Here is a 10,690-nt window from a genome sequence, read left to right on the forward strand (position 1 = left end):
GCGCCGGTTGCCGCCGCCGCCGCGCCCGTTGCCGCGCCGAAGCCGGCCGCCGCGCCGGTCGTCGTCACCGCGCCGCACACCGCGGTGCCCAACAGCACCATGCGCAAGGTGATCGCGCGCCGCCTGTCGGAATCCAAGGCGACGATCCCGCATTTCTACGTGACGATGGACATCGAGATCGACGCGCTGCTGAAGCTGCGCGCCGACCTCAATGCGCGGTCGCCCAAGGACGGGCCCGGCGCCTACAAGCTGTCGGTCAACGACCTGGTGATCAAGGCGACGGCGGCCACGCTGCGGCGCTTCCCCGCCTGCAACGCGACCTGGACCGAGGATGCGATCCTCCAGTACCACGACGTGGACATCTCGGTGGCCGTCAGCATCCCGGAAGGGCTGATCACGCCGATCGTCCGTGGCGCGGACAAGAAGGGCCTGGCGGCGATCAGCAACGAGATGAAGGACCTCGCCGCGCGGGCGAAGTCCGGCAAGCTGAAGCCGGAGGAGTTCCAGGGCGGCGGCTTCTCCATCTCCAACATGGGGATGTACGGCGTGAGCGACTTCTCCGCCATCATCAACCCGCCGCAGGCCGGCATCCTGGCGGTGTCCGCGGGCTTGCAGAAGCCGGTGGTGAAGGATGGCGCGCTGGCGATCGCGACCGTGATGACCTGCACCCTGTCGGTCGACCACCGCGTCATCGACGGGGCGCTGGCGGCGGAGTTCATGCAGTCGCTGAAGCGCACCATCGAGGACCCGCTGAGCCTGATGCTGTGACCGGGCATCCGATCGCCACAGGGCGGAGGCGCCGCGCGCGCTTCGCGCGACGCCGCGCACCGGAGGCGTGAATCGGATGCCCCACCTCAGCATCCGCGAGGCGACCGAGGCCGACGTGCCCACCATCACCCGCTTCGTCTACGCGCTGGCCGAGTACGAGAAGCTGGCGCACGAGGCGAAGGGGACGGAGGCCGACTTCCACGCCGCCCTGTTCGGCACGCCGCGCCGCGCGGGCTGCCTGGTGGCGGAAGTGGGTGGCGAGGCCGCGGGCATCGCGCTGTACCACTGGACCTTCTCCACCTTCCTCGCGAAGCACGGGCGGTGGCTGGAGGATTTGTGGGTGGAACCGCGCTTCCGCCGGCAGGGCATCGCGAAGGCGCTGTTCGCGCGGCTCGCGAAGGACACGCTCGCGGAAGGCGGCGGGCGGCTCGCCTGGAGCGTGCTCGACTGGAACACGCCCGCCATCGCGACCTATGACGCGATGGGGGCGGAAGCGCTCAAGGAATGGATCACGCGGCGCCTGGCCGGCGACGCGCTCGCAACCCTTGCGAAGGAGGCCGCGTGATGGCCGAGCAGTTCGACCTGGTGGTGGTGGGCGGCGGCCCGGGCGGCTATGTCGCGGCCATCCGCGCATCGCAGCTCAAGATGAAGGTCGCGCTGGTGGAGCGCGAGAACCTCGGCGGCATCTGCCTCAACTGGGGCTGCATCCCGACCAAGGCGCTGCTGCGTGCGAGCGAGATCAACCACCTGCTGCACAGCCTCGATGCCTATGGCTTCGCGGCGGACAATGTCCGCTTCGACTTCGCCAAGGTGGTGAAGCGGTCCCGCGGCGTGGCGGCGCAGCTGTCGGGCGGCGTGAAGCATCTTCTGAAGAAGAACAAGGTCACGGTCTTCGACGGGCACGGGAAGCTGGCGGGTCCGGGCAAGCTGGCCGTGACGAAGGACGGCAAGCCGGTCGCCGACATCGCGGCCAAGCACATCATCCTCGCCACCGGCGCGCGCGCCCGCGTGCTGCCGGGGATGGAACCCGACGGCAAGCTCATCTGGTCCTATCGCGAAGCGATGGTCGCCCCCGCGCTGCCCAAGCGGCTGATCGTCATCGGCTCGGGCGCGATCGGCAGCGAATTCGCCTCCTTCTACCTGAACATGGGCTCCGAGGTGACGCTGATCGAGGCGATGGACCGCATCCTGCCGGTCGAGGATGCCGAGGTCTCCGCCTTCGTCCACAAGGCCTTCGAGAAGCAGAAGATGAAGGTCATCGTGGGTGCCAAGGTGCAGGGCGTCCGCAAGGAAGGCGACGGCGTCGCCGCCATCGTGGAAGCCGGCGGCAAGGTCACCGAGATCAAGGCGGACCGGCTGATCAGCGCCGTCGGCATCGTCGGCAATGTGGAGGATCTCGGCCTGGAAGGGACGAAGATCCAGGTCGACCGCACCCATGTGGTGACCGACGCGATGGGCCGCACGGGGGAACCGGGCGTCTATGCCATCGGCGACCTGACCGGCCCGCCCTGGCTCGCGCACAAGGCGAGCCATGAGGGCATCATCACGGTCGAGGCCATCGCGGGGCTGCACCCGCATGCGATGGACGTGCTGAACATCCCGGGCTGCACCTATTGCCGCCCGCAGGTCGCCTCCGTCGGCCTGACGGAAGCCGCGGCCAAGGCGAAGGGCTACGAGCTGAAGGTCGGCCGCTTCCCCTTCATCGGCAACGGCAAGGCCATCGCCATGGGCGAGCCCGAGGGCTTCGTGAAGACGGTGTTCGATGCCAAGACCGGCGCGCTGCTCGGCGCCCACATGGTCGGGCCCGAGGTGACGGAGATGATCCAGGGCTACGGCATCGCCCGCACGCTGGAGACGACCGAGGCGGAACTGATGCACACCGTCTTCCCCCACCCGACGGTGAGCGAGGCGATGCATGAGAGCGTCCTCGATGCTTACGGGCGTGTCATCCACATCTGACGCGATCCGGTAACCTCGCGGAAACGCCGCGAACCCCCTATATGGCGGGTCGGACACCAGCATGACGACCCGCATCGAGATCGACCACCGCGCCGCCCGCACGGGTGCCGAAAGGCACCCGGAAAAGGCCAATCGCCCGGACAACCCCATCCAGCGCAAGCCCGCCTGGATCCGGGTCAAGGCGCCGACCCACCCGGTCTACCACGAGACCCGGGCGCTGATGCGCGAGCAGAAGCTGGTGACGGTCTGCGAGGAAGCGGCCTGCCCAAATATCGGCGAGTGCTGGTCGCAGCGCCACGCCACCATGATGATCATGGGCGACACCTGCACGCGCGCCTGTTCCTTCTGCAACGTGGCGACGGGCCTGCCCAAGGCGCTCGATGCCGACGAACCCCGGCGGGTGGGGGAGGCCGTGGCCGCGCTCGGCCTGCGGCATGTCGTCATCACCTCCGTGGACCGCGACGACCTGCCCGATGGCGGCGCGGAGCATTTCGCGCAGACGATCCGCGCGATCCGCGCCTCCGCCCCCGGCACGACGATCGAGATCCTGACACCCGACTTCCTGCGCAAGGACGGCGCGCTGGAGGCCGTGGTCGCGGCGCGGCCGGATGTGTTCAACCACAACCTCGAGACCGTGCCGGCGCTGTACCCCACCATCCGCCCCGGCGCGCGCTACTACCACTCGCTGCGGCTGCTCGACCGGGTGAAGCAGCTCGACCCGTCCATCTTCACCAAGTCCGGGGTGATGGTGGGCCTGGGGGAGAAGCGGATCGAGGTGCTGCAGGTGATGGACGACCTGCGCAGCGCGGAGGTCGATTTCCTGACGATCGGCCAGTACCTCCAGCCCACGGTCAAGCACGCGGCGGTGGATCGCTTCGTGACACCCGAGGAGTTCGAGGACTACGCCGCGACCGCGCGCGGCAAGGGGTTCCTGCTGGTGTCGGCGACGCCGCTCACGCGCAGCAGCTACCACGCCGACCGCGATTTCGAAGCCCTGCGCGACGCCCGCGCGGCGAAGCTCGCGGTGCGGGCCTGACATGCCCACGCATGCCGAGAAGCGCATCCTGCGCTATTCGCCCGAACAGATGTTCGACCTGGTCGCGGATGTCCGCCGCTACCCGGAATTCCTGCCCTGGTGCGTCGGCGCGCGCATCCTCTCCCGCACCGAGGGCGAACTCGTCGCGGACCTGACGATCGGCTTCAAGATGTTCCGGGAGACCTTCCGTTCCCGCGTCGCGCTGGAACGGCCGGACCATGTGCATGTGACCTACGAGACCGGGCCCTTCCGCTACCTGAACAACCATTGGCGCTTCCGCCCGGTGCCGCAGGGGACCGAGGTCGATTTCTTCGTCGATTTCGAGTTCCGCTCGCGCATCCTGCAGATGGCGATCGGCGTCGTGTTCAACGAGGCGGTGCGCCTGATGGTGCGCGCCTTCGAACGCCGCGCCATGGCGCTGTACGGCCGCAACGCCGGCACTGTGGCGCCGGGCCATCCGGCGCCATCGGCCAGCGGCTGACGCGCGGTCAGGTGCTGCCCGCGGGCCCCGTCCCGCAATGCTTCCCGCCCGCGCCATAGGGCCAGAACAGCCCATGCGCCGAATAGTAGTTCTCGCAGTGGATCGGGTCGGGCAGGTAGGTCGGCTCCCCCGCCTTCAGCGCCAAGAAGTGGTCGGCCATCTTCACCCCGGGATTGTTCGGGGAATGGAAATCGTCCTGGCAGCCATGCTGCAGCCTGGTCACCAGGTGCCGGTTCATCTCCCGCACCAGGTCGCGCGCCTCGGCCGACCAGGGGCCGCGCGCAGCGCCCGGCGTCAGCGCCGAGACGTAGACCTTCTGCCAGCCCGTGCCGGTGGCGCGCCAGACGCTCATCATGTCGTAGTCGGACACCATCAGGTGGCCGCCCGCGCCGAAGACGGTGCCCGTCTCGTTCGTCTTGCCCTTGGTCGCGAAGGTCTTGGCCGGCAGCGTGCCGTGGAAGGCGCGGGCGGCCTGCTTCGGGCAGCGCACCACGATCAGCAGGCCGCGGTCGCGCGTGAAGGCGCGCAGATACATGATGTCCCGCGCGTCCATGCCGGAGCGTTGCGACATCAGGACGTCGAGCCCGTCCGCGCCCGCCGCGCGCGCTTCCTGTTCCTTGGCGCGCGCGAGGTCCGCCACGCCCGCGCCGCTGATGCTCAATCCCGCCATGGCGTCCTCCGTCGAAGCGGCCGGAGCCTAGGCCCGGCCGGCGCGGGGATGGAAGCATCGCGGGCGCGCCGCCTGCTCTGATCGTCATCAACATCACAGCGCGCGCGGCGCGCCTTCGCGCCGTGAAGCGCTTCGGACCGCTACAGGTGCACCAGCGTCGGCGCGAAGAAGCCGAGTGCCGCGAAGGCGACGCCGATGACGCCGAGCAGCCCGCCCGCCCAGGCGAGCAGCGCGACGCCGGTGATCACGCTGGCCGAGGCCAGCACGATGCCGACCTGGAAGGCGGCCGAGCCGAGTTCGTACTGGTGATAGGCGGCGAGCGAGCGTTCCCGCTTCTCCTCCGCCGCCCGCGCGCGGGCCATCAGTTCGCGCCGCCCCTCGCCGGTGTCGGGCTCGCTTTCCCACCGCGCGGCGAAGCCGCGCCAGGTCTCCTGCTGGCGAGTGACGGCGGCGCGCGCGGCCTCGGGCAGGGCGGGCAGCGCCAGTTCGGCCTGCTCCGCCGCGGTGCGCACGGTGGTCTGGCGGATGGTGCGCGCCTGGAAGAAGGCCCAGAGGTTGGCGGCCTCGATGTTGCGGCTGATCGCCTCGGTCTGCTGGCTCTTGGCACCGGTCTCGGCCAGCGCGAGGAACAGCGCCAGCACGGCGATCAGCAGTGCGACGCCCCGGTTCGAATGATGATCGACATGCGCGCCGCCGGCCATGGCCCGGTCCTTCCAGAATCGTCTCGGTCCGGGCCACGTGCCAATCCGCGGCGATTCGGGGAAGGGGGGCGGCCGGTCAGATCCGGTGCAGCAGCCGCCCGCCATCGGCCAGCGCGATGGCGACCAGGATCTCCTCCGGCCGCGGCGCGTCGCCCAGCATCACCGTGATCGCGTCGAAATGGCCGCGCGACCAGGCATCGTCCTTGTGCCCGAGCGGCAGGTCGAGCGACGCGCCGGGCGCGCCGATCTTGGCGGCGGACGGGATCAGCGCCGCCCCGCCGCCGATCGCCGCGCGCAGCGGCGCGCCCATCTTCGGGTGCAGCAGCGCGTGGCCGTGCTCGATCTCCCCCGCCGTGCCGACGATGGCCCCCTTGCCGTAGGATACGGGGGGGCCGTCCAGCATCCGCAGCAGGTCGGGGGCCACGCGGGCGGACAGCGCGCCCCCGGCCTCCACCAGGTCGGTCAGGTCGCGCACGAAGCGCCCGGCGAAGGGGTTGGCGATGGCGATGAGCGCCACGGCGCGCACCACCGGCCGCGCGCCGTCCTGGCCCATCTCGGAAAAGGCCTGCTCGCGCAGCAGGGCGATCTTGCGGATGGCGACCATGCGTGTGTCCTCCCCCTCTGGCCGGATGCTCGCGCGGGGGGCATCCTTGGCGCAACAGCCTCCAGCACAGGACGAGACGCATGGTCCACGCCCCCAACCGCCCGCCGCCGGGCGCGCCCCCCGTTCGCATCAACCTCTATTCCGACACGCAGACGCGCCCGACGCCCGCGATGAAGGAGGCGATGATGCGCGCCGAGGTCGGCGACGAGCAGCATGGCGACGACCCGACGGTGCACGCGCTGTGCGACCGCATGGCGGCGCTGATGGGCAAGGAGGCGGCGATGTACCTGCCCTCCGGCACCATGTGCAACGTCATCGCCATCCTCACCCATTGCCAGAAGGGCGACGAGGTCATCGCGCACGAGACCTCCCACATCCTGCACAGCGAGGGCGGCACCCATGCCGCGCTCACCGGTGTGCAGATCATGCCCATGAAGGGCCCGCGCGGGATGTTCACGGCGGACGACGTGCGCGCCGCGATCCGCCCCAAGACGCGCTACGCGCCCCCCCAGCGGCTGCTCGAGGTCGAGCAGACGGCCAATATCGGCGGCGGCGCGATCTGGCCGCTCGCGCAGCTGAACGCCGTCGCCGATGTGGCGCACGAACAGGGCTGGGCGACGCATATGGACGGCGCGCGGCTGATGAATGCCTGCGTCGCCGCGGGCATCGCGCCGGCCGACATGGTCGCGGGCTATGATTCCGTCTGGCTCGACTTCACCAAGGGCCTCGGCGCGCCGCTCGGCGCGGTGCTGTGCGGCAGCGAGGAATTCATCGGCCGGGCCTGGCGCTGGAAGCAGCGTCTTGGTGGCTCGATGCGCCAGGCGGGCATCTGTGCCGCGGCCTGCATCCACGCGCTCGACCACCATGTGGATCGGCTCGCGGAGGACCATGCGAATGCGAAGGCGCTCGCCCGCGGCCTCGCGCAGATCCCGGGCGTGGTGGTGGAGGACCCGGACACGAACCTGGTTTTCTTCGACATCAGCGGCGCGGGCATGAGCGTGGAGAAGTTGCAGGCGAAGCTGCAGCTGCGCGGCATCGCGGTCAGCGGCCTTGGCGGCCGGGTGCGCGCCTGCACGCATCTGGACGTGACGGCGCCGATGATCGAGGAAGCGGTCGCCGAGATCAGGACGGCGCTCGCCGCCTGAAGGGTAACGGGGGGGGGAACCACACCGTGCGTTCGATGCCCTTTGCCATGTTCGCCTTCTTCATGCTGTTCCCGATCGTCATGATCGGGCTCGGCCTCGGGATCGCGGTCTGGTCGAAGATCGTCGCGCGCACGATGAAGCAGGCGAGGCCGGTCGAGGTTTCCGATCTCGCCGCCGGCTACGGCGTGGTCTGGGGCCGGGTCGAGGAAGGCAACCTGAAGGCCCCGCTCTCCGGTCGCCGTTGCGCCTGGTACGAGGCCTGGGTGGAGGAACTGCGCCCGCCCCCGCGCAACCAGGATCGGGGCGTCCATGCCTCGCCCGACTGGGAACGCGTCTCTCTCGACAGCAGCGACCAGCCGATCCGAGTCACCGACGGCAAGGCGACCTGCCTTGTCGTCCCCGAGGGCGCGCGCGTGCACGAGACCGCCTGGAGCAGTTGGGAAGGCAGCGCTGAACGGCCAGGGCGGGACGGCACGGAACCCGACCTCAATGCCGGCACCTACACCCCGCCGACCCTCCGCGTGACCTCGACGATGAGCTCCGTCTTCGGCGACTCTCCGGTGCGCTATCGCTATGTCGAGCGATACATCATGGCGGGCGATCCGATCTTCGCGATGGGCGAGGCCGAGCCACGCCGGCGTGGCGGCAAGCGACAGGGTGCGGAGGCCTCGGCCCCGGCGGCCTTCCGCATCCGTAAGCCGGATACGCGCCGGCCCTTCGTGATCTCCGCCCAGGAGCCGTCCGCGATCTATGCGGAGAACCAGCTTGCCGCGAGCGGCGGCCTGGTTCTTGCCGTCATGGGCGCGGTCGGCGCCGTCGTGCTCTGGAACCTGCGCTACGGCTGATGCTGAGGCGCACCGACGCCGATCGTCCATGTGCGCGATCGACACCGCACCAGTGGGTCGACCTCGGCATGTCGGCCGAGGAAAGCCGTCCCGCTACAGCTGTCTGGCCCAGGATGCCTTGGGCCCGATGTCGATATGGGTGAAGGACCCGTACCAGCCCACGCCCATGAAGCCGAACATGTTGGAGAACGTCATGGCCTGGGTGCAGACATCCGCCTGCGACAGCCCGGGCACGATGATGTCCGCCGCCCAGCCGCGCATGTGCAGGCTGTTCGGCGCGGCATGCGGCAGCATCGCGTTGGTCTGCGGCGTGCGGTAGCCGGAGATCAGCCGGATCGGCCGCATGTAGCCGAAGCGTTCCTGCAGCAGCGAGAGCATGTCGAGCAGCAGCGGCGGGATCGGCCCCGGCGTCTGCACGCGCAGGTCGCGGAACAGGTGCTGCAGGCGGGCAAGCGCGGCGAGGTTGTAGTCCTGGCCCGCCCTGTAGGCCACCGCGACTTCCTCGCCCGCGCCGTTCTGCACCCAGAGCCAGCGCTCGCGCGACGGCGCGTCGGCGCGCGCCGTCCCCGTGCCCGCCAGCGCCGCGCCCACTGCCGCCAGAGCGGCCCGCCGTCCGACCAACCGCGCCATCGCGTCGCGCTCCGATCTCAGCCCCCGAGACAGTTCTGCCTGTTTCGGGCGCAGGCGAGCAACAGCCTCGCCTTTTCGTCCATTGCGTGTAGCGGGGCCGGTCGATTCGCGCCGACGATCAATCCACCGCCAGGCGCAGCGCCGCCGCCACCGTCGCCGCGCGCACGGCCGCCCGGTCGCCGGGGAAGACGTGCCGCTCCACGATGGTGGGCGCCCCGCGCCGGGCGCGGGCGATGAACACCAGCCCAACCGGCTTGTCCGCCGATCCGCCGCCCGGCCCCGCGACGCCGGTGCAGGACAGCGCGACATCGACGCCCGCGCGCGCCAGCGCCCCTTCGGCCATCTGTCGCGCCACGGGGTCGCTGACCGCGCCATGGGCGGCGAGCGTCGCCTCCTGCACGCCCACCATCGCGACCTTGGCGGTGTTGGAATAGGTGACGAAGCCCGCCATCACCACGGAGGACGACCCCGCGATGGCGGTCAGCGCGGCCGCGATCAGCCCGCCGGTGCAGGATTCCGCCGTCGCCAGGCTCTCCCCGCGCGCATCGAGCGTGGCGAGCACCTGCCGTGCCTGGTCGAGCGTCGCCTCGGGCAGCATGGTCAGATCCCTCCCGCCAGCAGCAGCGCCGCCGCGACGATCGCACCGGCGAGGATGTCGTCCAGCATCACGCCCGTCGCCCCCGGCAGCCCATCGGCCCAGGAGACCGGCCAGGGCTTGAGGATGTCGAGCGCGCGGAAACCCGCGAAGGCCAGCGCGACGCCGAGCCAGCCGGAAACGCCCGCAAGGCCGCCGAGCGCGAGCAGCATCCCCGCGGCCTCATCCACCACGATCCAGCCCGGGTCCTTGGCGCCGGTCTCGGCCAGCGCGGCCCGCGTCGCCCACCAGCCGACCAGCGCGACGATCGCCGCGAGGCCGAGGCAGGCGAGCGGCCCCAGCAGCGCGGCCGGCAGCACCGCGGCCGAGCCCCAGGTGCCGGGCCCGGGTTTCAGCCGCCCGATCCCACCCAGCGTCGCGATCGCCATGCCGGGGCTCACGGCACCGCCTCCAGGAAGGCGTCGAGCGCGGCGACGGCGGCCGGTTCCTCGAGCGTCGGCGCATGGCCGGTGCCCGGCAGCGCGACCACGCCCATGTCGGGCCGCGCCCGGCGCATCGCCGCGACCGTCGCGGCCGAGAGCAGCCGGCTTTCCTCCCCCCAGACCAGCATCAGCGGCAGGCGCGACAGGGTGCCGAAGAAGGGCCATAGGTCCGGCGGCCGGCCGGCCGCAGCACCCACCGCCTGCTGGCCTACGCGGATGTCCCAGCGCGGGTGCAGGCGCCCATCCTCGCCTGGCGCATAGCTGCGCTCGGCGAAGGCGCGCCAGCCGGCATCGTCCAGCGTGGGCAGCGGCGGATGATGGGCGCGCAGCCAGGCAACCGCCTCGTCGAAGGAGGCGAAGGCCGGGTCGCGGCCGATGAAGTCCACCACCGCCTCGCGCCCGACATGCTCGATGGCGGGGCCGATGTCGTTCAGCGCGACGGCGGCGAGCGCCGCGGGCCGCATCACGCCGATCGCCATCGCCGCGAGCCCGCCGAAGGAGGTGCCGACGAGGGCGACGCGATGCAGGTGCAGCGCCGCCATCGCGTCGAGCACGTCGCGGATCAGCGCATCCGGCGTGTAGCGGCGCGGGTCGGGCGCGCGCGCGCTCTCCCCATGCCCGGCATAGTCGATGGCGACAACGCGCCGCCGCCCGGCATGGCGCGCGGCGAGCGCGGCGAAATCGCGCGCGCTGCGGCAGATGCCGGCCAGGCAGAGCACCGGCGTGCGCGCCGCCGGCCCCGGCCATTCCATCGCCGCGAGCCGCAGCCCGTCG

At 71.1% G+C, this 10,690-nt stretch carries 14 protein-coding genes; 7 read left to right on the plus strand and 7 right to left on the minus strand.

What is annotated here, in order from left to right; translation table 11 throughout:
- From HW577_RS13230 to HW577_RS13250, 5 genes are all read left to right on the plus strand, one after another.
- The coding region (locus tag HW577_RS13230) for a 2-oxo acid dehydrogenase subunit E2 (protein ID WP_232474902.1) at window positions 1-768 on the plus strand (768 nt) is incomplete at its 5' end.
- 76 nt (window positions 769-844) lie between these two features.
- The gene (locus HW577_RS13235) at window positions 845-1,333 is read left to right on the plus strand and encodes a GNAT family N-acetyltransferase (RefSeq protein WP_198376606.1); all 489 of its coding nucleotides are present in this window, start codon (window positions 845-847) and stop codon (window positions 1,331-1,333) included.
- Window positions 1,333-2,727 (plus strand): dihydrolipoyl dehydrogenase, encoded by a 1,395-nt coding sequence (gene lpdA / locus HW577_RS13240; RefSeq protein WP_198376607.1) that lies wholly within the window; start codon window positions 1,333-1,335, stop codon window positions 2,725-2,727. Before HW577_RS13235 ends, lpdA begins: the two co-directional genes overlap by 1 nt.
- 61 nt (window positions 2,728-2,788) lie before the next feature.
- On the plus strand, window positions 2,789-3,763 hold the full coding sequence (gene lipA, locus HW577_RS13245; protein WP_198376608.1) for a lipoyl synthase: 975 nt from the start codon (window positions 2,789-2,791) through the stop codon (window positions 3,761-3,763).
- A gap of 1 nt (window position 3,764) precedes the next feature.
- Window positions 3,765-4,244 (plus strand): type II toxin-antitoxin system RatA family toxin, encoded by a 480-nt coding sequence (locus HW577_RS13250; protein ID WP_198376609.1) that lies wholly within the window; start codon window positions 3,765-3,767, stop codon window positions 4,242-4,244.
- A 7-nt stretch (window positions 4,245-4,251) separates the two neighbouring features.
- On the opposite strand, the gene HW577_RS13255 is transcribed toward HW577_RS13250, so the two are convergent.
- From HW577_RS13255 to HW577_RS13265, 3 genes are all read right to left on the minus strand, one after another.
- The gene (locus HW577_RS13255) at window positions 4,252-4,914 is read right to left on the minus strand and encodes a hypothetical protein (protein ID WP_198376610.1); all 663 of its coding nucleotides are present in this window, start codon (window positions 4,912-4,914) and stop codon (window positions 4,252-4,254) included.
- A gap of 140 nt (window positions 4,915-5,054) precedes the next feature.
- On the minus strand, window positions 5,055-5,615 hold the full coding sequence (locus HW577_RS13260) for a DUF4337 domain-containing protein (protein WP_198376611.1): 561 nt from the start codon (window positions 5,613-5,615) through the stop codon (window positions 5,055-5,057).
- Window positions 5,616-5,691: 76 nt separating this feature from the next.
- On the minus strand, window positions 5,692-6,219 hold the full coding sequence (locus tag HW577_RS13265) for an amino acid synthesis family protein (protein WP_198376612.1): 528 nt from the start codon (window positions 6,217-6,219) through the stop codon (window positions 5,692-5,694).
- Between the two features lie 80 nt (window positions 6,220-6,299).
- Here HW577_RS13265 and HW577_RS13270 point away from each other — a divergent pair, with 80 nt between their 5' ends.
- The gene (locus HW577_RS13270) at window positions 6,300-7,364 is read left to right on the plus strand and encodes a threonine aldolase family protein (protein WP_198376613.1); all 1,065 of its coding nucleotides are present in this window, start codon (window positions 6,300-6,302) and stop codon (window positions 7,362-7,364) included.
- 35 nt (window positions 7,365-7,399) lie between these two features.
- Entirely contained in the window at window positions 7,400-8,209 is an 810-nt protein-coding gene (locus HW577_RS13275) for an E3 ubiquitin ligase family protein (protein WP_232474903.1), read from the plus strand.
- 93 nt (window positions 8,210-8,302) lie between these two features.
- Here HW577_RS13275 and HW577_RS13280 read toward each other — a convergent pair whose 3' ends face one another.
- The 4 genes from HW577_RS13280 to HW577_RS13295 form a co-directional block, all read right to left on the minus strand.
- Entirely contained in the window at window positions 8,303-8,839 is a 537-nt protein-coding gene (locus HW577_RS13280; protein WP_198376615.1) for a YcbK family protein, read from the minus strand.
- Window positions 8,840-8,957: 118 nt separating this feature from the next.
- The gene (locus HW577_RS13285; protein WP_198376616.1) at window positions 8,958-9,437 is read right to left on the minus strand and encodes a CinA family protein; all 480 of its coding nucleotides are present in this window, start codon (window positions 9,435-9,437) and stop codon (window positions 8,958-8,960) included.
- Window positions 9,438-9,439: 2 nt separating this feature from the next.
- Window positions 9,440-9,874 carry a phosphatidylglycerophosphatase A family protein gene (locus HW577_RS13290; protein WP_332837677.1) on the minus strand — a complete coding sequence of 145 codons (435 nt, stop codon included), beginning with the start codon at window positions 9,872-9,874 and terminating at the stop codon, window positions 9,440-9,442.
- On the minus strand, window positions 9,871-10,690 hold an 820-nt coding region (locus HW577_RS13295; RefSeq protein ID WP_198376617.1), incomplete at its 5' end, for an alpha/beta fold hydrolase. The genes HW577_RS13290 and HW577_RS13295, both read right to left, overlap by 4 nt.

The sequence above is a fragment of the Neoroseomonas rubea genome (assembly GCF_016106015.1).
GTDB lineage: Bacteria > Pseudomonadota > Alphaproteobacteria > Acetobacterales > Acetobacteraceae > Neoroseomonas > Neoroseomonas rubea.

Bases quoted from the DNA above. Each gene is read 5' to 3' on its own strand.
- HW577_RS13280 (WP_198376615.1), bottom strand. From the start codon at position 8,839: ATGGCGCGGTTGGTCGGACGGCGGGCCGCTCTGGCGGCAGTGGGCGCG.
- HW577_RS13275 (WP_232474903.1), top strand. From the start codon at position 7,400: ATGCCCTTTGCCATGTTCGCCTTCTTCATGCTGTTCCCGATCGTCATG.
- HW577_RS13260 (WP_198376611.1), bottom strand. From the start codon at position 5,615: ATGGCCGGCGGCGCGCATGTCGATCATCATTCGAACCGGGGCGTCGCA.
- HW577_RS13270 (WP_198376613.1), top strand. From the start codon at position 6,300: ATGGTCCACGCCCCCAACCGCCCGCCGCCGGGCGCGCCCCCCGTTCGC.
- HW577_RS13255 (WP_198376610.1), bottom strand. From the start codon at position 4,914: ATGGCGGGATTGAGCATCAGCGGCGCGGGCGTGGCGGACCTCGCGCGC.
- HW577_RS13285 (WP_198376616.1), bottom strand. From the start codon at position 9,437: ATGCTGCCCGAGGCGACGCTCGACCAGGCACGGCAGGTGCTCGCCACG.
- lpdA (WP_198376607.1), top strand. From the start codon at position 1,333: ATGGCCGAGCAGTTCGACCTGGTGGTGGTGGGCGGCGGCCCGGGCGGC.
- HW577_RS13265 (WP_198376612.1), bottom strand. From the start codon at position 6,219: ATGGTCGCCATCCGCAAGATCGCCCTGCTGCGCGAGCAGGCCTTTTCC.
- lipA (WP_198376608.1), top strand. From the start codon at position 2,789: ATGACGACCCGCATCGAGATCGACCACCGCGCCGCCCGCACGGGTGCC.
- HW577_RS13250 (WP_198376609.1), top strand. From the start codon at position 3,765: ATGCCCACGCATGCCGAGAAGCGCATCCTGCGCTATTCGCCCGAACAG.
- HW577_RS13235 (WP_198376606.1), top strand. From the start codon at position 845: ATGCCCCACCTCAGCATCCGCGAGGCGACCGAGGCCGACGTGCCCACC.